The organism is Altererythrobacter sp. MTPC7 (genome assembly GCF_042851395.1).
Taxonomy (GTDB): Bacteria; Pseudomonadota; Alphaproteobacteria; order Sphingomonadales; family Sphingomonadaceae; genus CAJXSN01.
Genome location: NZ_BTGS01000016.1, coordinates 1 through 25,527, shown reverse-complemented (window position 1 = coordinate 25,527; position 25,527 = coordinate 1). Strand labels below are relative to the sequence as shown.

General features: G+C 64.2%; 33 protein-coding genes. 13 read left to right on the top strand and 20 right to left on the bottom strand.

The window, feature by feature from the left end:
- Positions 1-5 precede the first annotated feature (5 nt).
- Positions 6-644 (bottom strand): glutathione S-transferase family protein, encoded by a 639-nt coding sequence (locus ACGHJ7_RS12970; protein ID WP_390478426.1) that lies wholly within the window; start codon positions 642-644, stop codon positions 6-8.
- A gap of 290 nt (positions 645-934) precedes the next feature.
- Positions 935-1,468, bottom strand: a complete 534-nt coding sequence (locus ACGHJ7_RS12965) for a J domain-containing protein (RefSeq protein ID WP_390478423.1) — start codon at positions 1,466-1,468, stop codon at positions 935-937.
- A gap of 179 nt (positions 1,469-1,647) precedes the next feature.
- Between ACGHJ7_RS12965 and ACGHJ7_RS12960 the strand changes: the two genes are divergently transcribed.
- Entirely contained in the window at positions 1,648-1,791 is a 144-nt protein-coding gene (locus ACGHJ7_RS12960) for a hypothetical protein (RefSeq protein WP_390478420.1), read from the top strand.
- A 64-nt stretch (positions 1,792-1,855) separates the two neighbouring features.
- Here ACGHJ7_RS12960 and pal read toward each other — a convergent pair whose 3' ends face one another.
- The 13 genes from pal to hisB form a co-directional block, all read right to left on the bottom strand.
- Positions 1,856-2,368 (bottom strand): peptidoglycan-associated lipoprotein Pal, encoded by a 513-nt coding sequence (gene pal, locus ACGHJ7_RS12955; protein WP_390478417.1) that lies wholly within the window; start codon positions 2,366-2,368, stop codon positions 1,856-1,858.
- 123 nt (positions 2,369-2,491) lie between these two features.
- Positions 2,492-3,883, bottom strand: coding sequence for a Tol-Pal system beta propeller repeat protein TolB (tolB, locus tag ACGHJ7_RS12950; RefSeq protein ID WP_390478414.1), 1,392 nt, complete (start codon positions 3,881-3,883; stop codon positions 2,492-2,494).
- Positions 3,883-4,737, bottom strand: a complete 855-nt coding sequence (locus tag ACGHJ7_RS12945; RefSeq protein WP_390478411.1) for an energy transducer TonB — start codon at positions 4,735-4,737, stop codon at positions 3,883-3,885. The genes tolB and ACGHJ7_RS12945 overlap by 1 nt, the downstream gene beginning before the upstream one ends.
- Before the next feature lie 9 nt (positions 4,738-4,746).
- Positions 4,747-5,187 (bottom strand): ExbD/TolR family protein, encoded by a 441-nt coding sequence (locus ACGHJ7_RS12940; protein ID WP_390478409.1) that lies wholly within the window; start codon positions 5,185-5,187, stop codon positions 4,747-4,749.
- A 1-nt stretch (position 5,188) separates the two neighbouring features.
- The gene (gene tolQ / locus ACGHJ7_RS12935) at positions 5,189-5,884 is read right to left on the bottom strand and encodes a protein TolQ (protein WP_390478406.1); all 696 of its coding nucleotides are present in this window, start codon (positions 5,882-5,884) and stop codon (positions 5,189-5,191) included.
- Complete coding sequence (locus tag ACGHJ7_RS12930) at positions 5,881-6,339, bottom strand: YbgC/FadM family acyl-CoA thioesterase (protein WP_390478403.1); 459 nt, start codon at positions 6,337-6,339, stop codon at positions 5,881-5,883. Before ACGHJ7_RS12930 ends, tolQ begins: the two co-directional genes overlap by 4 nt.
- Before the next feature lie 112 nt (positions 6,340-6,451).
- Entirely contained in the window at positions 6,452-6,829 is a 378-nt protein-coding gene (locus ACGHJ7_RS12925) for a histidine triad nucleotide-binding protein (RefSeq protein ID WP_390478401.1), read from the bottom strand.
- The gene (locus ACGHJ7_RS12920; protein ID WP_390478398.1) at positions 6,829-7,143 is read right to left on the bottom strand and encodes a phosphoribosyl-ATP diphosphatase; all 315 of its coding nucleotides are present in this window, start codon (positions 7,141-7,143) and stop codon (positions 6,829-6,831) included. Before ACGHJ7_RS12920 ends, ACGHJ7_RS12925 begins: the two co-directional genes overlap by 1 nt.
- Before the next feature lie 59 nt (positions 7,144-7,202).
- Positions 7,203-7,397, bottom strand: a complete 195-nt coding sequence (locus ACGHJ7_RS12915) for a PEP-CTERM sorting domain-containing protein (protein WP_390478395.1) — start codon at positions 7,395-7,397, stop codon at positions 7,203-7,205.
- 98 nt (positions 7,398-7,495) lie between these two features.
- Positions 7,496-8,266, bottom strand: coding sequence for an imidazole glycerol phosphate synthase subunit HisF (gene hisF, locus ACGHJ7_RS12910; protein ID WP_390478392.1), 771 nt, complete (start codon positions 8,264-8,266; stop codon positions 7,496-7,498).
- Positions 8,263-8,988, bottom strand: a complete 726-nt coding sequence (gene hisA, locus ACGHJ7_RS12905) for a 1-(5-phosphoribosyl)-5-[(5-phosphoribosylamino)methylideneamino]imidazole-4-carboxamide isomerase (protein ID WP_390478390.1) — start codon at positions 8,986-8,988, stop codon at positions 8,263-8,265. Before hisA ends, hisF begins: the two co-directional genes overlap by 4 nt.
- Positions 8,989-9,001: 13 nt before the next feature.
- A complete protein-coding gene (hisH, locus tag ACGHJ7_RS12900; RefSeq protein ID WP_390478388.1) occupies positions 9,002-9,622 on the bottom strand; it encodes an imidazole glycerol phosphate synthase subunit HisH in 621 nt (206 codons plus the stop codon).
- Positions 9,615-10,208: an imidazoleglycerol-phosphate dehydratase HisB gene (gene hisB, locus ACGHJ7_RS12895; protein ID WP_390478385.1), complete on the bottom strand. Its 594-nt coding sequence runs from the start codon at positions 10,206-10,208 to the stop codon at positions 9,615-9,617. The genes hisH and hisB overlap by 8 nt, the downstream gene beginning before the upstream one ends.
- 86 nt (positions 10,209-10,294) lie before the next feature.
- Here hisB and ACGHJ7_RS12890 point away from each other — a divergent pair, with 86 nt between their 5' ends.
- From ACGHJ7_RS12890 to gmk, 3 genes are all read left to right on the top strand, one after another.
- Positions 10,295-10,798, top strand: coding sequence for an SspB family protein (locus tag ACGHJ7_RS12890; protein ID WP_390478382.1), 504 nt, complete (start codon positions 10,295-10,297; stop codon positions 10,796-10,798).
- 62 nt (positions 10,799-10,860) lie between these two features.
- Entirely contained in the window at positions 10,861-11,268 is a 408-nt protein-coding gene (locus tag ACGHJ7_RS12885) for a hypothetical protein (RefSeq protein ID WP_390478380.1), read from the top strand.
- A gap of 95 nt (positions 11,269-11,363) precedes the next feature.
- Complete coding sequence (gene gmk, locus ACGHJ7_RS12880) at positions 11,364-12,023, top strand: guanylate kinase (RefSeq protein WP_390478377.1); 660 nt, start codon at positions 11,364-11,366, stop codon at positions 12,021-12,023.
- A gap of 30 nt (positions 12,024-12,053) precedes the next feature.
- Here gmk and ACGHJ7_RS12875 read toward each other — a convergent pair whose 3' ends face one another.
- The 3 genes from ACGHJ7_RS12875 to ACGHJ7_RS12865 all read right to left on the bottom strand — a co-directional run bounded on the left by ACGHJ7_RS12875 (position 12,054) and on the right by ACGHJ7_RS12865 (position 15,302).
- Positions 12,054-12,860 carry an SDR family NAD(P)-dependent oxidoreductase gene (locus tag ACGHJ7_RS12875; RefSeq protein ID WP_390478493.1) on the bottom strand — a complete coding sequence of 269 codons (807 nt, stop codon included), beginning with the start codon at positions 12,858-12,860 and terminating at the stop codon, positions 12,054-12,056.
- Positions 12,861-12,876: 16 nt separating this feature from the next.
- Positions 12,877-14,016 (bottom strand): acyl-CoA dehydrogenase family protein, encoded by a 1,140-nt coding sequence (locus ACGHJ7_RS12870; RefSeq protein ID WP_390478374.1) that lies wholly within the window; start codon positions 14,014-14,016, stop codon positions 12,877-12,879.
- A gap of 92 nt (positions 14,017-14,108) precedes the next feature.
- Positions 14,109-15,302 carry an acyl-CoA dehydrogenase family protein gene (locus ACGHJ7_RS12865; protein ID WP_390478371.1) on the bottom strand — a complete coding sequence of 398 codons (1,194 nt, stop codon included), beginning with the start codon at positions 15,300-15,302 and terminating at the stop codon, positions 14,109-14,111.
- Between the two features lie 287 nt (positions 15,303-15,589).
- On the opposite strand from ACGHJ7_RS12865, the gene ACGHJ7_RS12860 reads away from it, so the two are divergent.
- The 4 genes from ACGHJ7_RS12860 to ACGHJ7_RS12845 all read left to right on the top strand — a co-directional run bounded on the left by ACGHJ7_RS12860 (position 15,590) and on the right by ACGHJ7_RS12845 (position 20,709).
- Entirely contained in the window at positions 15,590-17,095 is a 1,506-nt protein-coding gene (locus ACGHJ7_RS12860; RefSeq protein ID WP_390478368.1) for an MFS transporter, read from the top strand.
- Between the two features lie 85 nt (positions 17,096-17,180).
- Positions 17,181-18,524, top strand: a complete 1,344-nt coding sequence (locus ACGHJ7_RS12855; RefSeq protein ID WP_390478365.1) for an acyl-CoA dehydrogenase family protein — start codon at positions 17,181-17,183, stop codon at positions 18,522-18,524.
- On the top strand, positions 18,524-19,624 hold the full coding sequence (locus ACGHJ7_RS12850) for a Zn-dependent alcohol dehydrogenase (protein WP_390478363.1): 1,101 nt from the start codon (positions 18,524-18,526) through the stop codon (positions 19,622-19,624). Before ACGHJ7_RS12855 ends, ACGHJ7_RS12850 begins: the two co-directional genes overlap by 1 nt.
- Positions 19,624-20,709, top strand: a complete 1,086-nt coding sequence (locus tag ACGHJ7_RS12845) for a phosphotransferase family protein (protein WP_390478360.1) — start codon at positions 19,624-19,626, stop codon at positions 20,707-20,709. The genes ACGHJ7_RS12850 and ACGHJ7_RS12845 overlap by 1 nt, the downstream gene beginning before the upstream one ends.
- A gap of 24 nt (positions 20,710-20,733) precedes the next feature.
- Here ACGHJ7_RS12845 and ACGHJ7_RS12840 read toward each other — a convergent pair whose 3' ends face one another.
- Entirely contained in the window at positions 20,734-23,142 is a 2,409-nt protein-coding gene (locus tag ACGHJ7_RS12840) for a S8 family peptidase (protein WP_390478357.1), read from the bottom strand.
- A 178-nt stretch (positions 23,143-23,320) separates the two neighbouring features.
- Here ACGHJ7_RS12840 and dapD point away from each other — a divergent pair, with 178 nt between their 5' ends.
- The 5 genes from dapD (at position 23,321) to ACGHJ7_RS12815 (ending at position 25,347) form a co-directional block, all read left to right on the top strand.
- Positions 23,321-24,142: a 2,3,4,5-tetrahydropyridine-2,6-dicarboxylate N-succinyltransferase gene (gene dapD / locus ACGHJ7_RS12835; RefSeq protein ID WP_390478354.1), complete on the top strand. Its 822-nt coding sequence runs from the start codon at positions 23,321-23,323 to the stop codon at positions 24,140-24,142.
- A 69-nt stretch (positions 24,143-24,211) separates the two neighbouring features.
- Positions 24,212-24,547, top strand: coding sequence for a hypothetical protein (locus ACGHJ7_RS12830; protein WP_390478351.1), 336 nt, complete (start codon positions 24,212-24,214; stop codon positions 24,545-24,547).
- 38 nt (positions 24,548-24,585) lie between these two features.
- Complete coding sequence (locus tag ACGHJ7_RS12825) at positions 24,586-24,816, top strand: DUF2945 domain-containing protein (RefSeq protein ID WP_390478491.1); 231 nt, start codon at positions 24,586-24,588, stop codon at positions 24,814-24,816.
- A gap of 1 nt (position 24,817) precedes the next feature.
- A complete protein-coding gene (locus ACGHJ7_RS12820; protein WP_390478348.1) occupies positions 24,818-25,012 on the top strand; it encodes a DUF3008 family protein in 195 nt (64 codons plus the stop codon).
- Positions 25,012-25,347 carry a DUF3140 domain-containing protein gene (locus tag ACGHJ7_RS12815; RefSeq protein ID WP_390478346.1) on the top strand — a complete coding sequence of 112 codons (336 nt, stop codon included), beginning with the start codon at positions 25,012-25,014 and terminating at the stop codon, positions 25,345-25,347. The genes ACGHJ7_RS12820 and ACGHJ7_RS12815 overlap by 1 nt, the downstream gene beginning before the upstream one ends.
- A gap of 3 nt (positions 25,348-25,350) precedes the next feature.
- Here the strand turns inward: ACGHJ7_RS12815 and ACGHJ7_RS12810 are convergent, their stop codons facing one another.
- Complete coding sequence (locus ACGHJ7_RS12810; RefSeq protein ID WP_390478488.1) at positions 25,351-25,524, bottom strand: membrane dipeptidase; 174 nt, start codon at positions 25,522-25,524, stop codon at positions 25,351-25,353.
- Positions 25,525-25,527: the final 3 nt, after the last annotated feature.

The window sequence follows — 25,527 nt, the reverse complement described above, 5'->3', positions numbered from 1 at the left end:
CGCGTTCAGCCTTGCGGCTCCATGTCCTGCCGGGCGAGTGCGGTTTTCACGCCCTCATCCGCCTCCATCCGGTCACGGTGCGGGGATAGCGACGGGTAATCCCCCAGCGACAGCGGCGTCTGGTCGAGCCAGCGCACGAGGACATAGAGGAACGCGTCGGCAAAGCTCTTCTCGCCCAGGTACCATTCGCCGCCGGCATTGGAGAGTTTCTTCTCCATCCGTTCGTAATGGCCGCGAAGCGTATCGTAGGCGGCCTGCTTCACTTCTTCCTGTGCCGACTCGCTTTCGGCGAAGTTCTGCGCTGCAAAATGCGGGCCGTAGGAGGCATGGACTTCGCTCGTCATGTAGGAAAGTGCCTCCGCCTCGCGGCGGCCCAGCGTGGTGTCGCGCGCATAGCGGTCCTTGCCATGCTCCGCCCCCAGCCAGCCGAGGATCGCCGAAAGCTCGGTCAGCACATCGCCATCGGCAAAACGGATCGCGGGCACCTTCCCCTTCGGATTGATCTTCAGATAGGCGTCCTTCTTGTGGTCGCCATAGTCCATGTTCGCGACCGCAACCGGCGCATCCAGCCACGCGACCGCGATGTTGGCGGCGAGCGAGCAGGTGCCGGGCATGGTGTAGAGGGTATCCTGGTTATCGGGCATCGTTTTTCTCCTTTGCGTGACTTACGCACTGGAGAGCAGGAAGGTCCGATGGTGGGTGGTTGGTGGACATTACTGCCAAGGGCAGCCGCCATATCCGTCAAAGCAGTATGCGAGCCCAAACAATGTGTCCCAGATAGGGGGCCAGCCAAGCATTGTTGCGATAATGAACACGATGACGACGCCTACACACCCCACGCTGAAGTTCCGGGCTTTTCGTTTCATCTCCCAAGTTTCGGGTTCGCCACCAGGGTCCGTAATCGGGTCGACAACTGACTTCGAAGGCTAAGGCCCTACCCCTTCCAGCTGCGACGGTCCTCGCCGTTTTTCAGGACTTCGTAGGCGACCTGAATCTTCTGGAATTCCTTCGCCGCTTCCTCGTCGCCCGGTTTCACATCCGGGTGCACCGCCTTCGCGCGGATGCGATACGCTTTCTTGATCGTCTCGAAATCGGCGTCGGTTTCCAATTCCAGCACTTCCAGCGCCAGCAGCTCGTCGGCGGTCCAGGTGCCGTCCCCGCTGCCGGCCCAGCCGTAATGCTGCGCCTCGGCATAGGCGTTTGCATCGCGCTGCTCGGTCCGCTTGCGTTCGGCGGCCTGTTCCTTGTCCAGCCCTTCGAAGTAATCCCAGCCCTTGTTGTATTCCGCCGCGTGCTTCTGGCAGAAATGCCAGCGGTCGGGGCTGTTGGGCGACTTGGGCGCAGGACACAGCCCGGCTTCCGTGCAGCCGTGCCGGTCGCATTCCCGTTGGGCCACGGTTTCGCGGCTGGAGCCATAGGGACGCCAGCGGGGAAAGCCCCAGTCGTTGGAACGGCCCGCCCTAGGCAAAACGCAGTCTCGAAGTCGCTCGTCGGAGGATCATGGCGATAGTCTAGGGATTGTTGCGCGCAGAAGGAAGGCGTGGGAACCCGCTGGGCCATGAAATGTTTTCTTCGGTGCCGCCCTGCAACGAAGCCTTCACAGGTCGGCATTACCAGCATTTTCACGATCAGGCCGGACCGGGACCGATGAGCAAGCAATTGTCCGTATCAGTAATCGCAAGCGTGGTCGCCATGGCGCTGTTCGCTGTGTCGACGGGTCCTGCTGGCGACCGGTCCGGCGACCGCTCCAGCCCGGGCATGGCACTGTCACCGGTCGTAATGTTCGACTGAACGAAAAAGGGCCCCGCCTAATCGGCAGGGCCCCCTTGTCGAACAGTGCAGTCCGCACCGCGGCTTAGTTGACGACGATCGTCACCGCACGGCGGTTCTGTGCCCACGCCTCGGGATTGGATGCCAGCGCAACCGGGCGTTCCTCGCCATAGCTGACGACGGAGATGCGATTGGCTGCCACACCGATCGACGTCAGGTAGTTCTTCGCCGCATTCGCGCGCCGCTCGCCCAGAGCGAGGTTGTATTCACGCGTTCCGCGTTCATCGGCATGGCCCTCGATCGTGACCGAGACACTGGGATACTGGGCGAGATACTGCGCCTGCGTCTGCAGGGCGGCGGCATCGGCGCTGTCGATATTGTAGCGGTCGGTGTCGAAATAGATGATGTTCTGGCCGTTGACCCCGGCAACGAAATGCTCGTTCGTCCCGACGCCCGGGGTAGCCGGTCCGGCCTGCTGGTTCGACCCGGCATTCGGATCGATCGGCGGCGGAGGCAGGTCTTCCGGTGCGTCCTTCTTGCACGCGCCAAGGGCGAGCGTGCCGGCGAGCAGCATTGTGGTGGCGATACGGTACGTCATAAGTAACTCCTCAGGTCCAAGAGGGATGGAACGCGACCATCATCCGGGTCGTCCGGGTTTTCGCCCCGGTATCCCGGCCCTGATGCAGCGCCGGTTCCGGGGTTATCTGCTAAGACAACGCAATCAGGGAAGGATCGGTCCCCATGCCGGGTCCGACGCGTTCACCGGGGTGGGCAGGCGGCGTTCGTTCTCGCCCGTCAGGTCCACCTGGTAGATCGACGTCTTGCCCGAATTGCGCTCTGTCCGGAAGAACTGGATGATGCGGCCATTGGGCGACCAGGTCGGCGCCTCGTCCTGCCACGCATTCGTCAGCTTGCGGAAATTGCGGCCATTGGGGCTCATCACGGCGATGTTGAAGTCGCCCGGGATATACGTGAAGGCAATCTGGTCGCCGCGCGGGCTCCATTCCGGCGTAGCGGCGCGGCCGCCGAAGAAGGACAGGCGGCGCTGGTTGCCGCCGTTCGAATCCATCACATAGATTTGCTGGCTACCCGAACGGTCGCTTTCGAACACGATCTGGCTGGCATCGGGGGAATAGGAGCCGCCGATATCGATGCCCGGTGCATCGGTCAGGCGGACGCTGGGGCCCCCTTCGGCGCTGACGCGGTAGATGTCGGTATTGCCGTTGACGGCCATGGAATAGAGGATCCACTTGCCATCCGGGCTCCAGCGCGGGGCGAAGGTCGGGTTGCTGTTCTGGGTGACCAGTTGCTGGCGACCGCTACCGATATCGTAGATGTAGATCCGCGGATTGCCATCGACATAGCTGAGATAGAGCAGGCGGCGGTAATCGGGGGAATAACGCGGGGTGAGCGCAGTCGAGCCGCCCAGCGTCAGGAAGCGGTGATTGGCCCCGTCGCTGTCCATGACGGCCAGCCGCTTGGTCCGGTTATCCTTCGGCCCCGTTTCCGCGATATAGGCGATGCGGCTGTCGAAGAACGGATCTTCGCCAGTCAGCCGCGAATAGACGAGATCGGCGCACTTATGGGCGGCACGGCGCCAGTCGGAGGGCGGGACGATCCAGCCGGAACGGGCCAGTTCGTCCTGCAGCGCCATGTCGTAGAGATAGCAGCCCACCACCAGCCGCCCGTCGCCCTGCGCACGGACATAGCCCTGGACCAGCATTTCCGCACCGCGGTTGGACCACGTGCTCCACTGGGGATCCGTGATCTGCGGATAAGTCGGTCGCGGCAGTGCGTCCGGCCCGGTCGGCTTGAACAGGCCGTTATTCTTGAGGTCCGACGTGATGACCCGTGCCAGTTCCAGCCCCAGCGCTGCCGTGCCGGCCGAATTCGCGGCTGTGGGCACGTCGCGGTCGGCGGCAAAGGCCGGGATGGCAATTCCAAGATCGTCGAAATCGATACGGTCGACGACGCTGCCGCCTGTCAGGCCGCCTTCCTCGTCATCCTCGATCTGGACGACTTCGCCGTCCGCCGGGGCAGGCGCGGCAAGATCCTGTGCAAGGACGGGAGAGGAGAAAACCACCGCAAGGCCGAAAAGGAAGGAAATACGCATCACAGTTCACCGCTGAATTCGAAGTTTCTGACCGACTTCCACGCGTTGTAATACTGATCGGGCAAGTCGAAAGGGGCGGAAAGACGAACCGCCCTGATGGCAAGCTCGCAGTGCCGGTCGGCCTGCGGGCGATTGGAATCGGTAATGCCGCGGGTCGTTCCGCACGAAGGGCTGCCCTGCAGCGCCCCGCTTTCGGACAATCGCCAGCTGACGGGCGTTACCAGCAATTCGGCATCGACGCCGTTGGGCGCATTCCAGTGCGGGCGCAATTCGCGGGTAATGGCTGCGAGCAGGCTTGCCTTCGCACTGCCGCCGATCTGCGATGCGGGAATGCGGGTTTCGGCGCTGGACGCGCTTTCCCCGCTACCGGGCAGGAAGTCGCTGCCGATCCGGCTGGCACCGGAGGTTGCGCGCGGAGACGGAGCGGGTGCCGGTGCAGGACTGGGCCGCGCAGCGCGGGTCGGTGCCGGAGACGGTCTCGCCGCACGCGTCGGGGTCGGCCGCGGGGCGCTGGTGGGCGCAGGACGCGGACGTGCCTGGGTCGGCGGCGTGGGACGCGGCGGGACCGTTCGCGGCGTGTCCTGCGGCGGCGTCACCTGCACCGGTGTCGGCGGCGGAGGTGCGGCCAGTTCGGAGAATGTCGGGGCCTGCGGAGCGCGGCTTTCCGCCACTGGGTCCGGCGCGGTGGAGGTCAGCCCGACTTCTTCCGACAGGCTGACGACGACACGTTCCGGCTCCGGCGCGGGTGCGCGGTCGTCCGGTTGCAGCAGCAGGACGCCGATCAGCGCTGCATGCAGGACCGCAGCCACTGCCAGGGCGGATGCTTCATCGCGGCGAAGGGCGGTTGCAGCCATGCGCAGCAGCTATGGCGCTTCGACTGAACCGTTGGTGACCAGCGAGATCGAATTGAAACCGGCACGGTTCAGTTCGCCCATCACGCCCATCACGAGGCCATAGTCGAGCGTCCGGTCCGCACGCAGCGTGACCTCGGGCCGGTCGCCCACGGCGCCCAGCGCCTCCAGTTCCTGCGCAAAGCTGCCGGGGACGAGCGGCTGTTCGCCGAGATAGATCGTACCGTCCTGCAGGATCGACACGGTGACCTGCTCGCTTTCCTGCGGCAGCGCATTCGCCCGGCTTTCCGGCAGGTCGACCGGCACGCCCGCTGTCAGCAGCGGCGCTGTCACCATGAAGATGATGAGCAGCACCAGCATCACGTCCACGAACGGCGTGACGTTGATTTCCGCCATCGGGGCCCGGCGCGAACCCCGGCCGCGGCGAGACGTGTTGTGGAGGCCCATCGCCATGTCAGACGCGCTCTAGTTCCCGGCTTAGATTGGCATGGAACCGGTCGGCAAAGCGCTGGAGCCGCCCCTCGAATGCGTTTACCGCGCCCGAGAAGCGGTTATAGGCGATCACTGCGGGAATGGCTGCGAACAGGCCGATAGCGGTGGCGAACAGCGCTTCCGAAATACCCGGCGCGACCACGGCGAGCGAAGAGCTTTCCTGGGCCCCGATCTGGAAGAAGCTGTTCATGATGCCCCAGACCGTGCCGAACAGGCCCACGAACGGCGCGACGGAGCCGGTCGTGGCCAGGAAGCCGAGGCGGTCGGACAGATCGTCGGCCTCGGTCGCGACCTGACTCTCCATCGCACTGGCGATTCTCTGCCGCGCGCCGTCGCGATCCTTCAGCCCGCCCTTGGTCGAACGCTTCCATTCCAGCATCGCTGCATTGGCAACGCGGGCGGCCGGCACGTTTTTCTTCTGGTGGTCGCGCATGACGCTGTCGAAATCGTCCGCCTGCCAGAACTCGGCCTCGAACGCCTTGGACCGGCGACGCGCCCCACCAAGCCGGGTGGCGAAGCTGATGATGATCATCCAGCTCCAGACCGAGGCGATCAGCAGGCCGATCATGACCGCCTGAACGACGATGTCGGCATCCAGGAACAGCTCGAGCGGATTGAGGCGGGTCGGGGCCGCAGCTGCGACGGCGAGCACATTCATGAAACGGGTTCCTCGGTCAAAACAGTCTTGAAAGCATTGCGCCACGCCTCGGGCTGGCGGCGGGGCCGTCCGTCGGGGGCCAGGAAGCCGACGCGCAACTGCGCCGTACACAGCAATTCGTCGCCCCGCATCGCTCGCTGGTTCATCCTGACGGACGCCGCACGGATATCGGTACAGCGAGTGTGGATCACGACATCGTCGTCCAGCTTCGCAGGCCGCAGGTATCGCAGAGCCACATCGGCCACCGCATAGGCGCCTTCACCGGCCTCGATCGCCTCGCGCTGGTCGATCTGCAGCATGCGCAGCACGTCGGACCGTGCGCGTTCGAACCAGCGCAGGTAGTTGGCGTGATAGGTGATGCCGGACAGGTCCGTATCCTCGTAATACACGCGCACGGCGTAGAGGTGAACCGGGCCATCGAAGATGCCACCGGGAGGAGTGGGGGAGACTGTCATGGTGCGCCCGCTGCTTTAGCGGAGGGGCGAGTCGCCTAGCAAGCGACATCGACGAACCGATTCCGTAATGCGACGAAAGGAGAGCTGCTTCGTCCTGAGCGAAGAAAGCCCGTCAGCGGGCGATCATCGGGCCGAGCGGCTGGCCCCCGAAGATATGGACATGGAGATGCGGCACTTCCTGCCCGCCATGCGCGCCGATATTCGCCATCAGCCGGTAGCCGGGTTCGACCAACCCCTTTGACCGCGCGACTTCCCCGACGGCCCGGACGAAACCGCCGATCTCCGCATCGGAAGCGCGGGCGGAAAAATCGTCCCAGCTTACATATCGACCCTTGGGGATGACGAGCGTGTGGATTTCCGCCTGCGGATTGATGTCCTCGAACGCGAAGGCCCAGTCGTCCTCGTAAACCTTTTTCGCCGGAATTTCGCCGCGCAGTATCTTCGCGAAGATATTGTCGTCGTCATAGGGCTTCGTCGGGTCGATCGGCATTACTCGCTCCTGCTGGCTTTCTCGTCGAGGCCGGACACGCCTTCGCGGCGGTCGAGTTCGGCCAGCACATCGTCCAGCGGAATACCCCTGTCGGCAAGAAGCACCATGAGATGGAACAGGACGTCGGCCGCCTCCCCCACCATTTCCGCGTCATCGCCGGTGAGCGAGGCGATGGTCGCCTCGACCGCTTCCTCTCCCAGCTTGCGCGCCATGACGGGGCGTCCGCGAGAGGTCAGCTGCGCGACATAGCTGCTGCCGGGATCGGCACTGCGGCGCTGTGCGATGGTCTGTTCGAGGCGGTGCAGCGTTTCCATGCATGGCACCATGGCGCTGCCACGCCGCCCGCGTCAAGCGGGCCGCGGCAACGAAGAGCCTATTCCTCGCTGTCGGACCGGCGCTTTGCCACCTGGCGGCCGATCACCAGTCCGGCCAGCCCCATCCCGAACAGGGCTAGATTGGACGGCTCCGGAATGGCCGTGCCGGCCTGCGCCGCAGCGGGGAACGCCCATGCGGACGTAAGCAGGATGGCGACGCTGGAACGGAGAACCGAAGATGGGGCCTTGCTCATGGGGAAGGCAGAACATCAAATGTTGCACCTGCACAAGGCGGGAAAAAGCGGCGTCCCGCTTTGAAACCGATGGTTACCGAGTCGCTAACCCTTGCGGGTCAGACAATCGCGGAACGCACCGGAAGTCCGGCGGCGCGCAGGGCATCATGCGCCTGCGACACGGTGTGCTGCCCGAAATGGAAGATCGAGGCCGCCAGCACCGCGCTCGCATGACCTCGGGTCACGCCTTCGACCAGGTGATCCAGCGTGCCCACACCGCCGCTGGCGATAACCGGCACATCCACCGAATCGGCGATGGTCCGGGTCAATTCGAGGTCGTATCCTGCCTTCGTTCCGTCCCCGTCCATCGAGGTAGCCAGCAGTTCGCCTGCGCCGAGACCGGCCAGTCTGCGCGCGTGCTCGACAGCATCGACGCCCGTCGCCTTTCGGCCGCCATGGGTAAAGATTTCCCATCGGCCCTCGCCTGTCCGGCGAGCATCGACGCTGGCGACGACACACTGGCTGCCCATCCTCTCGGCAATGTCGGATACGAGTTCAGGCCGCTTCACCGCCGCGCTGTTGACCGCGACCTTGTCCGCCCCTGCCAGCAGCAGCGCGCGCGCGTCCTCCACGCTGGCGACCCCGCCGCCCACGGTCAGCGGCATGAAACACACTTTGGCGGTGCGGCGGACCATGTCCAGCAGCGTACCCCGCCCCTCATGCGTGGCGGATATGTCGAGGAAGCACAGCTCGTCCGCCCCCGCAGCATCGTAAGCCTGCGCCTGCTCGACCGGGTCGCCGGCATCCTTCAGGTCGACGAAATTGACGCCCTTCACCACGCGGCCATCGGCGACGTCGAGGCAGGGAATGACGCGAACGCAGACGGTCATGTGCCGGCCGCCCCGATCGCTTCGGCAAGGTCGAGCCGACCTTCGTAAAGTGCGCGGCCGGTGATGACGCCCTCGATGCCCTCGCCCGCATGGGCGGCAAGCGCGTGAATATCCTCCATACCCGCAACCCCGCCGCTGGCGATCACCGGCAAGTCGGTCGCCCGGGCGAGGTCCAGCGTCGCTGCAACATTGCAACCTTTCAGCAGGCCGTCGCGGCCGATATCGGTGAACAGCAGGCTGGCAACGCCCGCATCCTCGAACCGGCGCGCCATGTCGGCGACGGGCACGTCGGAGACCTCCGCCCAGCCCTCGGTCGCGACCATGCCGTCGCGCGCGTCGACGGCCACCACGATACACTGCGGATTGGCGCGCGCGGCTTCCTTCACGAAGTCCGGATTCTTGAGCGCGGCCGATCCGATCACGATCCGGTCGACGCCGAGCGCCAGCCAGCCCTCGACCGCGATCCGGTCCCGGATGCCGCCGCCCAGTTGCATCTTGCCGGGGAAGGCTTTCAAGATTCCTTCGACCGCGTCCCGGTTACGGCTCTCGCCCGCGAAAGCTCCGTCGAGATCCACCACATGGAGATGGCTCGCCCCTGCCCCGGCGAACAGCATCGCCTGCGCTGCAGGATTGTCGCCGTAGACCGTCGCCCGGTCCATGTCGCCTTCCGCCAGGCGGACAACTTCGCCGTTTTTCAGGTCGATTGCGGGAAATACGATCACGCCGGAATCCTTTTCAAGGCCGCCATTCGAGGAAGCGGGAAAGCAGGTCGAGCCCGTAGCGCTGGCTCTTTTCAGGATGGAACTGGACGCCCAGCGCCGTGCCGGTCTGGACTGCGGCCACGACCGGCCCGCCGTGATCGGTCGCCGCACAGACGGAGACCTGCCCCTCGCCCGCATAGCGAAGCGCGTAGGAATGGAGGAAATACGCCTCCCCCGGCTCGACAAGCGAGGGTTCGCCGACTGGTTCGACGCGGTTCCAGCCCATATGCGGGACCTTCACGTCGGCACTCGCCTGCAGGGGCGCGACATCGCCGCCAACCCAGCCAAGGCCCTGATGCGCGCCATGCTCCAGCCCGCGTGTCGCCATCAATTGCATGCCGACACAGATGCCGAGAAAGGGTGTCCCTTTCGAAAGCACGCGTTCTGCCAGCGTTTCCGTCATGTCGGGAATGGCCGACAGTCCCTTCATGCAGGCGGCGTAGGAGCCAACGCCCGGCAGCACGATCCGGGAAGCAGACGCCACCGCGCCGGCATCCGCCGTGACCAGGACATCTGCCCCGACTGCCTTCAGCGCGTTCTCTACCGAATGAAGGTTCCCGGCCCCGTAATCGATCAGGGCGACCGTTTCAGCCACCCAGCTGCCCCTTGGTGCTGGGAATGGCCCCGCCCTTACGCGGATCGAGTTCGACCGCGCTGCGCATCGCCCGAGCAAATCCCTTGTAGATGGCCTCGCAGATGTGGTGGTTGTTGGTTCCGTAGAGCAGCTCGACATGGAGCGTCAGCCCAGCCGTCTGCGAGACGGAATGGAACCAGTGCTCGATCAGTTCGGTGTCCCATTCGCCCAGCTTTTCCTGCGTGAAGCCGGCTTTCCAGACGAGGTAGGGGCGTCCCGAAATGTCCAGCGCCACACGCGCCAGCGTCTCGTCCATGGGCGAATGCGCCGTTCCGTATCGTCCTATGCCGCCCTTGTCCCCCAGCGCAGCTGCCAAGGCCTGCCCCAGCGCGAGCGCGCTGTCCTCGGTGGTGTGGTGCTGGTCGACATGCAGGTCGCCATCCACCTTCATCGTGACGTCGATAAGCGAGTGGCGGCTGAACTGTTCCACCATGTGATCGAGAAAACCGATGCCGGTCGAGACATCGTATGTGCCGGTCCCGTCGAGATCGACCTCGACCAAGATCTTCGTTTCGGCGGTGTCGCGGGTGATTGTGCCTGTTCGCATAACGAGCGCGCTATAGGCCCTCACCACAGGCAGGCAAGCTTTCCGGCTTGACCCGCGCGCCTGCCGACGCCACGAGTTGCCGCGATATGAGCGACAACACACCAGACAGCCTGATCCCCTATGACGAGATCGTGCAGGAGGCCTTGCGCGCAGTCGTCGGCCGCGTGCTCGGGGAAATTGCCCGGGGCCCCAACGAGCTGCCAGGCGAACATCATTTCTACATCACGTTCAAGACGCAGGCTCCCGGCGTGAACATCCCGCCCCATCTGCGCGAGCGGTTTCCGGACGAGATGACCATCGTCCTGCAGAACAAGTTCTGGGACCTGGTGGTAACGGATGATGGCTTCAGCGTGGGGCTCAGCTTCAACCAGATGCCGGCGAAGCTGGACATTCCCTATGCCGCGATCACCGCTTTCGTCGATCCGGCTGTCGATTTCGGGCTGCAGTTCCAGGCCACCGTCGCCGACATGACCCCGGAAGAACACGAGGCACCCGAAAACGACGAGGCGGAACAGGCAGGCACCGCGCCCGTTACAGAGAGCGAAGACGGCTCGAACGTCGTCACGGTGGATTTCGGCCGCAAGAGCTAGGCGCGCCTCCCTTCTTCGGACCGGGGCGGCACAGGCAGCGGTCCGGGCAACAGGAGGGTCATATGGTCAAGCATGTCGAGGAATACGGGGCAGAGGCGGTAGACAAGGTGCGCAGGCGCACACGGGGCCGCCGTCGGCGCGTGCCCGGCCCGTCCGTCAATCCGGCCACGAATGTCATCATGGCCGATGTTGCCATGCGAGCAGGGTCGTACCTGCTGCGCGGCGCGGTCGAGAAGGGTTTCCTGAAAGGCCGGTATGGCAGCGAGACCGCGTCGGAAATCGTCGCCAATCGCTCCTTGAAGAAAACGGTCGCCAGCTTCGCACTTGCCAAGCTTGCTACGCGATCGCTGCCCGGTGCGGTCATCGTCAGCGGCGGTCTGGTCGCAAAAACCCTGTTCGACCGGGGCCGCGCCCGAAAGGCCCGGCTGGAAGGCGACCGCGAATTGCTGGAACAGGCGCGGGACGACTGACCGGGCGCAAGCTGCGCCGGCCGTAGACCTCCGGGATTGCAGATCGTCTGACAGCAGCGCTTGATTTCCCTGCGCGCGTGGGGGCAAGAGCCACCATGACCAAGGCAAACGGCATTCCAGACTCGCAGTCCGACACGCTCCATCGCCGGGGCCTGATGTTCATCCTGTCGTCTCCCTCGGGCGCCGGGAAAACGACGATTGCGCGCAAACTCCTGACCGCGGATAACGAGATCAAGCTTTCCGTCAGTGCCACCACCCGTGCCCCGCGCGAAGGCGAGGTGGACGGTGTGCATTATCATTTCGTGCCCGATGCCGAATTCGACCGGATGGTGGATGACGACGACTTCTACGAATGGGCGCACGTCTTCGGCAACCGGTACGGCACGCCGAAGGGGCATATCCGCAACGCGCTGAAGGAAGGGCAGGATTTCCTGTTCGACATCGACTGGCAGGGCACGCAGCAACTTTACCAGAAGGACCAGCAGGACACGGTCAGCGTGTTCATCCTGCCGCCCAGTATCGCGGCCCTGCGCGAGCGGCTGGAAGGGCGCGGAACCGACGCACCGGACATCATCGATGCGCGGATGGAACGCGCCAAGGCCGAAATCAGCCACTGGGCCGAATACGACTACGTCGTCATCAATGACGATCTTGACGACTGCTTCCACAAGGTCAGCGAAATCCTGCACGCGGAGCGCATGCGCCGCACACGCCAGACGGGACTGATCCCGTTCGTGCGCGAACTGACCGAATAAGAATTTAGCCGAAAGGGGGAACCCCGGGCGTCAGTCGCCCGAGGGATCCACGAAGTTACCTGCACCGATATTGGCGTTCACCACGCCGCCATCGATGGGAATGGTCGTGCCGACGACATAGTCGCCAGCGCGGCTGAGGAGGTAGATTGCGCCTGCCGCCATGTCTTCCGTCACACCGACCCGGCGCGAGGGGATGCCTTTTTCCACCATGTCGGCATTGTCGCGCGCGGCACGGTTCATGGCGCTGGGGAATGCGCCGGGGCCGATGCCGTTGACGATGATGTTGTGTCCGACCAGTTCGGCAGCCATCCGCCGCGTCAGGTGGATAAGGCCCGCTTTCGATGCCTGGTAGGGGTAGGTCGGCCACGGATTGCTCTTCATCCCGTCGATGCTGGCGATCATCAGAACCTTGGCCGGGCGATCCTTCGTGCCGGCGGCCTTCAGCAGGGGAAGCAGCTTCTGCGTCAGGAAGAACGGGGTCTTCACATTGAGGTCCATCGTGCGGTCCCAGCCCGCTTCGGTGAAATCCTCGAAAGGCTCGCCCCAGGCAGCGCCCGCATTGTTGACCAGCAGGTCAAGCTTGTCCTCGCGGCTTGCGAGGTCGTCCGCCAGCGCCTTGATACCGTCCATCTGCGACAGGTCGCCGGTCAGGCCGATGACCTTCTCGCCCAGTTCCGCGCTGGTTTCGTCGACCTGCTCCTTCTTGCGGGCGACGATGTAGACTTTCGCACAGCCGGCCTCGAGCAGGCCTTCCACGATCATCTTGCCGATTCCGCGGCTGCCGCCGGTAACCAGCGCGATCTTGCCTTCCAGCCCGAACAGTTCGTTCAATTTCATCATCGGATCGTCTCCCTCAATAACCGCTGAGCTGCGCGACGCGGTTGGCGTGGAAATACTGGTCGCCCAGGAATTCCTGCAATGCGCGGTCGCGCTTCATGTAAAGGCCGATGTCGTATTCGTCGGTCATGCCGATGCCGCCATGCATCTGGACGCCTTCCTTGACCGAGAGACCGGCAGCCTTGGCAACCTTCGCCTTTGCCACCGACACCATCAGCGATGCATTTTCGGACGCGCCGTCCAGCAATTGCTGCGCCTTGATCGTCACGGCCCGTGCGATCTCGACTTCGGAATACAGGTGGCTGGCCCGGTGCTGCAGGGCCTGGAATTCCCCGATCAGCTGGCCGAACTGCTTGCGCTGCTTCAGGTAGTCGACCGTCATGTCGAACGCCCCGCGTGCTACCCCGCAGCCTTCCGCAGCGGAGCCGGCACGGCCCGCATCCAGCATCGCGTTCAGGATTTCACGTCCGCCATCGACTTCGCCGATCACCGCATCGCCATCCAGCTCGACACCGTCGAAAGTCGTGTGGGTGGCCATGGAGCTGTCGACGAGGCGCACGGCCTCGTGGTTCATGCCTGCCGCGTCCTTCGGCACGGCGAACAGGGTGATGCCGTCCTGGTCCGCGTCCCCGCCGGAAGTGCGCGCTGCGACCACCAGCATGTCGGCGCTGCCGCCATAGACGACGTAGTCCTTCTTGCCCGACAGCTTGAAGCCGTTGCCCGACTTCTCCGCCTTGCAGGCAATGTGATCGGGGTTGTGCTTCGCGCCCTCGTCGATCGCGACGGCGAACACGCTTTCGCCGGCGACCAGGCCGGGCAGATACCGACCCTTCACGTCCGAACCGCCATGTTTCAGCGCCGTGGCAGCGAGGACCGAGCTGAAGAGGAACGGCGACGGCGTCAGGTTCCGGCCGATTTCCTCCAGCACGATGCCGGCCTCGACATGGCCCATACCCAGCCCGCCATCGTCCTCATCCACAAGGATGCCGGTAAAACCCATTTCGCCGAACTGCTTCCACAAGCCGTGGCCGAAGCCATCCTTGCAATCGCGGTCCCGCCAGTGGCGCAGCTGTTTCTTGATCGCGCCTTCTTCGGCCATGAACTGGCTGGCACTGTCGGCCAGCATGGCCTGATCGTCGTCGTGGTAAAGTGGCATCGTTCTCTCCGCTCGCGAGGGGTCTGCCACCCCCCGCGCCAAAAATTCTCAGACATCCGCCGGTGCATGGACCGGCAGCATGATGGCGTGGCTCAAGCCCCCGGCAGTTCGAGGATACGCTTGGAAATCACGTTCAGCATGACCTCGCTGGTTCCGCCCTCGATCGAGTTTGCCTTCGTACGCAGCCAGTTGCGAGCCGGCTTGCCGCCGCTGGTTTCCTCGCTGTCCCATTCCAGCGCCGTGCTGCCGCCCGCCGACATCATCAGCTCGTGGCGACGCTTGTTCAGTTCGGTCCCGACATATTTCATCATGTTTGGCTGGGCGGGATGCGCCTTGCCGACCTTGATCTCGTCGAGGAATTTCTCGCCCATTGCGGCATAGGCCAGCGCGTCGACATCGAACATCGCCAGTTCCGCGCGCAGTACCGGATCGAGCGGGGCGCCATCCTTGTTCGCCCGGCGCATCATCGCGGCACCGATCGTGCTGGTGTGGCCACCGCCGCCTGCGCCGGAAATCATCTCGCGTTCGTGACCCAGCAGGTATTTCGCCACGTCCCAGCCGCGATTGATTTCGCCGACATAGCCGGGGCAATCCTCGCCATAGGACTTGGGGACCTTCACATCGTCGAAGAAGGTTTCGCAGAACGGGCTGTTGCCGCTGATCAGCAGGATGGGCTTCGTCGACACGCCCTCGCTGGCCATGTCGAACAGCATGAAGGTGATGCCCTGGTACTTGTTTTCCTTGTCCGTGCGGACGAGGCAGAAGATCCAGTCCGCTTCATCGGCATAGGAGGTCCAGATCTTCTGGCCGTTGACGACCCAGTGGTCGCCCTTGTCCTCGCCGAAGGTCTGCATGGACACGAGATCGGATCCACTGCCCGGCTCGCTATAGCCCTGGCACCAGCGGATTTCGCCGCGGGCGATCTCGTTGAGGAAGCGCTTCTTCTGACCTTCGGTGCCGAATTGCAGCAGCGCCGGGCCGAGCATCCAGATGCCGAAACTGCTGAGCGGCGGCCGGGCATTGATGCGGCCCATTTCCTCCCGCAGCACCTTGGCTTCTGTCGGGCTCAGGCCAGCACCGCCATATTCCTTCGGCCAGGCGGGAACCGTATAGCCTTTTTCCACGCAGGCATCGAACCAGGCTTTCTGCGCGTCGGACTTGAATGTCGCCTTGCGGCCGCCCCAGTAGACATCCTGGTCGTCGCGGACAGGCTCGCGCATTTCGGCGGGGCAGTTCGCCTCCAGCCAGTCTCGGGTTTCGCTGCGGAACGCTTCCAGGTCGGACATGAACTCTCTCCAGTGATACTTGCGCAATATGTCGCCATTTGCGGCGCGGGGGATGGAAACGGGGCGCGGATCGCCCTCTCTTTAACGTAAGCGTTAAGCGCATTGGGCGTCCCGCTGCAAGGGCAGGCTTGGGCGATAATTCTCCGCGATGCTGCAGGCCTGCCGTGCCGTAGCGTAAGGCATTCGCGCGTTGACGGACGCGTTAACTTGCCTACGCTTAAAGGCATGGGAGAGAGCTTGAAACGAGGCGGAGTCGCGCCCCTTGTGCGGCCTTCTGCGGAATGCAGATGAGCGGTGCGGCGTCACGGATTCCGCACCCGCTTCCCCTGCGGCTGAAGCTGATCCACGGGTCAGGTGCGATCGCGTTCGGGGTGAAGGACCTGGGCTTCAGCTTCTTCCTCCTGCCCTATTACAATCTTGTCCTGGGAGTCGAAGCGTGGCTGGTCGGCGCTGCACTGGCGACCGCGCTCATCATCGATGCCTTCGTCGATCCGATGATCGGACACCTGTCGGACCGGACCTACACACGCTGGGGCCGCCGCCTCCCGTGGCTGTATCTAGCACCGATCCCGCTGGCGCTCATGTGGGTCCTGATGTGGTCGCCGCCCGTCACCGGCACGCCGACATTCTGGGAAATCGTTGCGCTCGCGGTCGGGGTAAGGCTGCTCCTTTCGGCCTGCGAGGTTCCCTCGATCAGCCTGGTCCCTGAAATCACCGACGATTACGACGAGCGAACGACGCTGTTCCGCTTCCGCTTCCTGTCCGGATGGCTGGGCGGGATGGTCATGATGGTCCTGGCCTTTACGGTCTTCCTGCCGACGCCCCAATCCCAGCTGGAGCCGGAAGGCTATGCGACGATGGGCATATTCGGCGCGGCGCTTATCTTCCTGTCGGTCGCAGGCTCCGCCGCCGGCCAGCACCGCTATGTTGCCGGATACCCTCCTTCCCGGCCCGAAGCGTTCTCGCTCTCCGGCGCTTTCTCCGAAATCGGCGACGCCTTCCGTGAAAAAGCCTTCCTGATCTTCGCCGCAGGCGGTCTGGCCGCTTACGTGGCGCAGGGGATGAATTTCTCCGTCACCCAGTACGTGAACAACTACATCTGGAAGTTCGACGAGACGGCTTTCCAGATCTATCCGGCGGTGCTGGCGGTATCCGTTTTCATCATGTTCGCCATCGTCGGCCCGCTCCATCGCCGGTTCGGCAAGCCGCGGTCCGCAGCGATGGGGGCGATTGTCTCGCTTGTCTTCTATTTCTCGCCCTATGTCGCGTTTCTGCTGGGGGCCTGGCCGGAAACCGGGACGACCGCTTCCACCGCGCCGCTTCTCGCGATGCTGGTGGTGGCCAATACCGGCTCCATCGTCAGCATCATCTCGGCCACTTCGATGGTCGCGGAAATCGTCGAGGCGCATGAAGAGCGGACCGGCAAGCGGGCAGAGGCGACTTTCTATTCCGGCAACTGGCTGGTGCAGAAATGCGCCACCGGCGTCGGCATCCTTGGTAACCAGCCTGATCATCCAGTCGCTCGGCATCGAACAGGGCACGCCGCAGGACGCAGTTGCCGCCGACGCGGTCGGCAAACTTGCCCTGATCTATCTCGCCGCCGGGGTTGCCCTCGGCCTTCTCGCCGCATTCTGGCTGGCGCGTTTCCCGATCAGCCGAGCAGACCACGAAGCGCGGATCGCTGCGCGCGAAAGCGGGCGCTCCACATCCGATCCGGCAGCCCAGCCCCCACCACTGGACCAGGCGGTCCGCGCCGACCCCGATGGACATGCGATAACGCCATGAACCCCTGAATTCACGCCTTGGCGCGACCGCACGGCTCTGCCACGGTCGCTCCACACGAACGATAAAACGACTCACAAAGAAGGATGCTTTCCCATGGATTTCGAACCCACAGACCGCCAGCGCCACTGGCGCGACCGCGTGAAGGATTTCATTGAATCCCACGTTCGCCCGGCCGTGCCGACCTATCTCGAACAGGACGCCGAAGGCGACCGGTGGAAAGTCATCCCGGTGGTCGAGGAACTGAAGGAAAAGGCCAAGGCGCAGGGCATCTGGAACCTGTTCATGCCGCCGCGCAATGACGGTCACCACCACGTCGAAGAGACCTACGAATTCGAAGGTCCGGGCCTCACCAATCTCGAATATGCCATGTGCGCCGAGGAAATGGGCCGCATCGGTTTCGCCTCCGAAGTCTTCAACTGCTCCGCGCCCGACACCGGCAATATGGAGGTGTTCCACCGCTACGGCACGCGTGAACAGAAGGACCAGTGGCTGACCCCGCTGATGAATGGCGAGATCCGCTCCGCCTTCCTGATGACCGAGCCGTTCACCGCGTCCTCCGACGCAACGAACATCGAGACCCGGATCGAACGCGATGGCGACGAATACGTCATCAATGGCCGTAAATGGTGGTCCAGCGGCCTCGGCGACCCGCGCTGCAAGGTCGCGATCGTCATGGGCAAGACCGATCCCAATGCGGGTCGCCACGCCCAGCAGTCGATGATCCTGATGCCGACCGATGCCGAAGGGGTGAATGTCATCCGGCACCTGCCCGTCTTCGGCTATGACGATGCGCCGCACGGCCACATGGAAGTCGAGCTGAAGGATGTGCGCGTCCCTGCGACCAACATGCTGCTGGGCGAGGGGCGCGGCTTCGAGATCGCGCAAGGGCGCCTCGGGCCGGGCCGCATCCACCACTGCATGCGCACGATCGGCGTTGCCGAGGAAGCGCTGGAGAAGATGTGCAAGCGGCTGCAGGAGCGCGAGGCGTTCGGCAAGCCGATCTACAAGCACTCGGTCTGGGAAGAGCGCGTCGCGCGTGCCCGCATCGACATCGACATGACCCGCCTCCTCTGCCTGAAAGCCGCCGACATGATGGACAAAGTCGGCAACAAGTCGGCCAAGCAGGAAATCGCCATGATCAAGGTGCAGGCACCGAACATGGCCCTGCGGATCATCGACGATGCCATCCAGGCCCATGGCGGCGGCGGCGTGTCGAACGATTACGGCCTTGCCAACGCCTATGCCCACCAGCGCACGCTGCGCCTTGCCGACGGCCCGGACGAAGTCCACGCCCGCTCCATCGCGCGCATGGAATTCGGCAAGCACGTGCCGCAGGAAAGCGAAACCGCCAATGCCCTTCGCGGCGGCAATGCCCATGCTGCCAGTGCGGGCAGCGCAGGTGCGATGTCGAGCGGCGACGTAGGGGCGACACGCTGATGGTAAAGGCAGCAATCCTGGAAAAACCGGGTGAGGGACTGGTGATCGGCGAGGTGGAGCTCGCCGATCCCCGTCCCCACGAAGTGCTGATCGACACCAAGGCCTGCGGCCTGTGCCATTCGGACCTGCACTTCATCGACGGGTCCTATCCCCATGCCCTGCCCGCCATTCCCGGGCACGAGGCAGCGGGCGTGGTCCGCGCGGTCGGCAGCGAGGTCAGCACGGTCAAGCCGGGCGACCACGTCGTTTCCTGCCTCAGTGCGTTCTGCGGCCAGTGCGAATTCTGCGTCACCGGCCGCATGGCACTGTGTCTCGGCGCCAACACCCGCCGGGGCAAGGGCGAACCTTCGCGCATTACCCGCGCCGACGGTTCCGGCGGGGTCGAACCCGTGGCCCAGATGCTGAACCTGTCCGCTTTCAGCGAGCAGATGCTGATCCACGAGAATGCCTGCGTCGCCATCGACAAGGACATGCCGCTGGACCGTGCCGCCGTCATCGGCTGCGCGGTGACGACGGGTGCCGGCACGATCTTCAATGCGGCTGCCGTAACGCCGGGCGAGACCGTGCTGGTCGTGGGCTGCGGCGGTGTCGGCCTTGCCGCGATCAACGCTGCAAAGATTGCCGGGGCAGGCATGGTCATCGCCGCCGATCCGCTGGAGGAAAAGCGCGAACTGGCGAAGGTGCTGGGCGCGACCCACACGGTCGATGCGCTGGCCGACGATGCTGCCAAGCAGATCGTCGCCCTGACCGGCGGCGGTGTCCACTGGGGGATCGAGGCTGTCGGCCGTCAGGCAAGCGCAGACCTCGCGGTCGCGTCGCTGCGGCGCGGCGGCACGGCCATCATCCTCGGCATGATGCCGCTGGACTGCAAGGTCGGCCTCGGCGCGATGGACCTGCTGGGCGGGAAAAAACTGATGGGCGCGATCATGGGAATGAACCACTTCCCGGTCGACCTGCCGCGCCTCGTCGATTTCTACATGCGCGGCCTGCTCGATCTCGACACCATCATTGCCGAGCGGATCAAGCTGGAAGACATCAATGCCGGCTTCGACAAGATGCGCGAAGGCACGAGCGCGCGCAGCGTGGTGGTGTTCGACTGATGGCCGGGGAACAGGACAACGCGATCGACTACGAAAAGGAGATGGTCGGCACGGTCGAGGTCGAGGACCGCGACCGGCTGGACATGGACGCCCTGACCGCCTGGTTCGAACAGAACGTGGAGGGGTATGAAGGCCCCATCAGCTACACCAAGTTCAAGGGCGGCCAGTCCAACCCCACGTATCGCATCGACACGCCGGGCGCATCCTACGTGCTGCGGCGCCAGCCCTTCGGCAAGCTGCTGCCATCCGCCCATGCGGTCGACCGCGAATATCAGGCGATGACAGGGCTGTACCCGACCGGTTTCCCCGTTCCGCGAACCTTCGGCTTGTGCGAGGATCCGGACGTGCTCGGCTCCAAGTTCTTCGTGATGAGCCTCGCCGACGGGCGTTCGCTATGGAACGGTGCCCTGCCGAAGCAGACGCCGGAAGAGCGGCGCGAAATCTACTTCGCGATGATCGACACGATGGCGGATCTCCACCTGAAGAAGCCGGAGGAAATCGGCCTCGGCGATTTCGGCAAGTCGGAAGACTACTGCGCCCGGCAGATCGCCCGCTGGTCGAAACAGTACAAGCTGTCGAAAACGGAAACCATTCCGGAAATGGACCGGCTGATCGAATGGCTGCCCGAAACGATCCCCCCGCAGCATGCCAGCGGCATCGTCCACGGCGACTACCGGCTCGACAACATGATCTTCGCCCCTGACGAGAACCGTGTCATTGCGGTGCTGGACTGGGAATTGTCCACACTGGGCGACCCGGTCGCGGACTTCAGCTACCTCATGCTGAACTGGTACAACCCTGCCGACGGGCGCGCCGGGCTTGGCGGGCTCGATATCGAGGGGCTCGGCATTCCGTCGGTCGACGAGGCGGTCGGCCGCTATGTCGAGCGCACGGGCTTCCCGGTTCCGCCGATGGAATGGTATTTCGCCTATAATTTGTTCCGGCTCGCAGGCATCATCCAGGGCATCAAGAAACGCGTCATCGACGGCACGGCGAGCAGCGCCCATGCCAAGCAGATGAGCGAGCGGGTGACGCCCCTTGTCCAGAACGCCTACGCCTTTGCGAAACAGGCCGGGCTGGACTGATTGCCGAATTACTACGGTGCTGCGCTAAAACTGCCGGTTCCAGCGCAGCACCAACCCGGCATCGTCAGGCGCGTCGGCGTAATGCCCGGGCTGACTGCGAAGATAGATGCTGCTGATGAACGCCCCGCCAAGGACGCTTCCCGTCCAGCTGAGTTCGCCCGTCATTTCTCGCCCTGCCGGAGCGAGTGACAGCCGCTCCACGTTGTAGACCGCGCTCTCCGCCGCGTAATCGTAGGCGACGGGCAGGATCAGGTCGAGCCCGCCACCCGTGACCCTCAGCGGCTGCGAAAAACGCAGTGCGATGGCGTCGCCTTTCGTGAAGGCATCGCTTTTCGCCACATCCAGGGAAAACGCATTGCTGCTGATCGTGGCACCCGGTGCCAGCAGGCCTCCGCCTCTCGGTCGGGTGATCCCCTGCCTGAACGCCGAGCCGATGCGCCAACCATCCCCTGCGTCCAGCCCGAGCGCGCCATCCAGGAAAAGCGTATCCGCCCCGGACACGCCAAAGGCATCATGCCAGTATCCACCCAGGATCGTTCGGTCTTCGCCCAAGAGGCTGGCGCCCAGGACCGCTGTCAACGGCCCTGTCCGGTGATCGAGAGACAGCGACACGCCCTGCGTGCCGAACCGCTCGAACCTGCGCGATGCAACGTCCGCACCGCGCCGCGCTGCGCCGAGGATGGCGTCTCCCGACGAAACACCAACGGTCATGCCGACCGGTCCAAGTTCGTGACGCACCGCAAGCGACATCTTCCCCGTGCGGGCGAAACCGGTGTCGCTGCCGGTATCCTGTGCAATCAGGAAAGCGGGCCGTTCGCGCCCCTGCAGATTTGCCGCGAGCGCTTCGCCGCGTTCGCCGAAGCCAAGGCCGACCCGCGTTCCGTCGGCCACGGCCAGCGACAGGCGCCCGGCCAGCACGCGCGCGCCATCGGCCTGCGTCTGCGTCAACCTGAGGGGCTGCAGCGCCGTCCCGTCGCCTGCCGATCCTGCCGCGCCAACGGTAAAGGCCAGTGACATCCTGTCGCTTCCTGCGGCCACTCGCCTCCCATTGCTGCCGACGACACCGTGCAGCAGCGGTTCGGGCGAGGCTCCGCGAAGGCGCGACCCGAGCTTGAACCCGAACGCGCGGTCGTATTTGTCCAGCACGATAGTATCGAGCGTAGTCGCTCCCAGCGCGTCGCCCATTGCGCCAGAGCCAATGGCGGCGTCGTCGGCCAATTGCAGGCTCGTCGCGCTCCCGGCCATCCGGGTGGTGCCGATGGGGGCGAACGCCGCCCCGATGTCCAGAATGCCTTGCCCGTAAATGCTGTCGGAACCCGCAGCCCCGGCATCGCGGGCGCTTTCGAGAATGATCTCGACAATCTCGGCCCCGGTCAGGTTGGGGAATGCCTGGGCCAGCAGGGCCACCGCGCCCGACACCTGCGGCGCGGCGAAACTGGTGCCGGAAAAGACGGTCACGAAGCTCAGGCCATCGCGTGTCGTCCTCCGCAGTTCGCCGTTTTCGTAGATGCAGCAAATCTCCTCACCGCGCGCCGCGATGAACGAACCGGCAAAATCACCCGCTGCATTGCTGAAGTCGGAGAAATTGTTGTTCTCGTCCACCGAACCGACGATGATGACGTTGTCTCCGCCAACCTCCAGCAGGCCGGTTGCGAAGCGGTCCGGATTGGCCGGATCGATGCCCGGCTCGCTCGATCCGCCGTCGTTTCCGGCGGAAACGACGATCACGATCCCGTCCGCAGCAGCGCGCGACACGGCATCGCGCAGGCGCTGACCCGGATTGCTGCCACCAAGGCTCAGATTGATAACGGTCGCATTGGCGTTGCGCGCACGGTCGACCGCGTTGGCGAGGTCGGCATCGGCGAACCGGCAGCCATCCAGCGAGGCATCGCTGCTGTCATTGCAGGTTCCCGGCCTGTCCGCACGCAGGGCCAGGATCTGGGAATCGAACGCGATGCCGACCACGCCGCGCTGGTTGAAAGCGCCGGCGGCCACCAGTGCGACATGGGTGCCGTGATCATCGACTTCCTGGGCGTCGCCGGTTCCTGCGACATAGGTCGAGCGCGAGTCAATGCGTCCGGCAAATTCGGGATTGTCGAGATCGATGCCGGTATCGATGATGGCGATCCGTTCGCCTTCCCCGGTCGTGCCGGCTTCCCAGACGGAAATCGCATCATGCTGCTGCGGCCCGTCGGAACGGGCGACCTCGGCGGTGTCGAAATCGGTCGGGGGCGGCGCAGGCGCTGGCGATGGCGGGGGTGCGGGCGCCGGCGATGGCGGAGGTGCCGGCGTCCTGATGGAGCTTCCCCCGCCCCCTCCTCCGCATGCTGCCAACGCAGCGCTCGCGCAGCCGAGAAACAGGATGCGAAGCAGTCGTGTGCGACGGTTCGTCCCGCGAAGGGTCGCCGCTGGTGACGGGCTTTTTCCTCTCATGCCAACACCTTCGCAGACTACCGTTGACAACTTCCTTAACGCTTTTCCCGGCGATACTGAAGCCTGCAGGGCGCAGCGTACGGTCAGGTGTGTCTTGCAGGTCCGCGGCCGCGTGGCTAGCAGCAGGGCGATATGCGGCCACCCGGCCGCGCCACCCCTCGAAAACAGGATTGCCGAAATGACCGACACCTTGGCCAGCACGATCGAAACCGCCTGGGACAATCGCGACGATCTGAAGGCCGGGGACGAAACGGTCGGCAAGGCAGTCGAGGAGGCGATCGGCCTCATCGATAGCGGCAAAGCACGCGTGGCAGAGCCTGACGGCAAAGGGGGCTGGACCGTCAACCAGTGGTTGAAGAAGGCGGTCCTGCTATCGTTCCGCCTGCGCGACAACGGCGTGATGGAAGGCGCGGTCGGGGCACCGGCTTTCGACAAGGTGCCGAGCAAGTTCGAAGGATGGGACGATGCGGCGTTCCGGTCCGCCGGCTTCCGCGTCGTTCCCGGTGCCATCGTGCGCAGGGGCAGCCATATCGGCAAGGGCGTGGTCCTGATGCCCAGTTTCACCAATATCGGCGCCTATGTCGGTGACGGCACGATGATCGACACCTGGGCCAGCGTCGGCTCCTGCGCGCAGGTCGGTGCGAACTGCCACATCTCTGCCGGTGCGGGAATCGGCGGCGTGCTGGAACCGTTGCAGGCCAATCCGACGATCATCGGCGACAACTGCTTCATCGGCGCGCGTTCGGAAATCGTGGAAGGCGTGGTCGTGGGCGAAGGCGCGGTGGTGGCGATGGGGACCTTCATCACCCAGTCGACCAAGATCGTTTACCGTGACACGGGCGAGGTCATTCGCGGACACATCCCGCCCTATTCCGTGGTCGTGCCGGGCACATTGCCTTCGGAGAAGGGCGGGCCCGCCCTCGCCTGCGCCGTGATCGTCAAGACGGTGGACGAGCAGACCCGCGCCAAGACCGGTATCAACGAGCTGCTGCGGGACTGACCGGAACCGCGTCAGCAGGATCGCGTTTAACAAACGACAAGCAATATCTACGACGGGTAGGACATAAAAATGGATAGACAAAACGGGGAAGTGCACGTCGACGAGACGGAAGCAAGCGGCGGCAGCAAGGAAGGCGTCGTACGCTGGGTTCTGGGCATCGGCCTTATCCTGGCCATCGCCTTCATGTCGATCATCTGGATCACTGGGGCCCTGTCGCAAGGCGATGCCGAGAGCGAGATTACCGCTACCGGTAACATCAATGCAGGCGATAGCGGCGACGGTACGGACAGCATCGTCAGCGACGATGCCGCCACGATCGAGGACACGGGCACGGGCGACGTCGATACGATCGCCAACGATGTCGAGACATCGCCGGATGCCACGGAGACGGTGGAACCCGAATAAGGGTCTGCGAATTGATCTTCCAATAGAGGAGATCGATGATGAGCAATTCCAACAGCTTTCAGACCAACCAGTACGTGAAGTGGGACTGGGGCAATGGCGAGGGCAAGGGCCAGATCGAGGAACGCTTCGAGCGTGAGGTCACCCGCACCCTGCAGGGTTCCGAAGTCACGAAGGACGGTGACGAGGACAACCCGGCCTACCTGATCAAGCAGGAAGATGGCGACAAGGTGCTGAAGCGCGGCTCCGAACTTTCCGCGCAGGATACCTGAGATGGCCAAGGCCAACAGCAAGGCACAGCAACAGGCGGCGGGCGCAGCGCTCGCCGCCAAGCGCGGCGAGCAGAAGGTATCGGACCTGCAGGGCGCGTCGAAAGACATGTATGACAGCATGAGCGAGAGCGAGCTGGAAGACATGGCTTCCACCGATCGCTCGGGCCTGCCCGATACGGCCGACGGGGACGACTGATGTCGGACCGGTCACGCGACGAAACCTATGACGAGTTCTACGACTGCCTGAACATGCAGCCCAAGGAGCTCGAAGAGTGGCTCGAGACCGATGAATCGAAATCGGTCGGCGACACCGTTTCAGGCGAAAGCACTGGTCACAAATCCGGTCGCCGGATCGTCGAGATAAAGCGCACGAACAAGGATGACCTGACCGATAGCCAGTGGAGCCACATGTACAAGGTCATCGGCTATGTTCACCGGCACACTGCGCAAAAACCGTCGGGCGATATCGCGGACAGCAACTGGCGATACAGCCTGATGAACTGGGGCCACGACCCCTGCAAATCGGACTAGGCGCTACCGCTCCTCGCCAGCGGGATATTCGAACGGCGTCTGGCCTATGGACGCTGCCGCCACGCTTTCGGCTTGGCGCATGACACGCATCATGTTGCGCATGGATATTTTCTCGAGATCGCCTTGCGAATAGCCGCGCCGCGCCAGTTCCGTGAACAGTGCCGGATAGGTCGACACGTC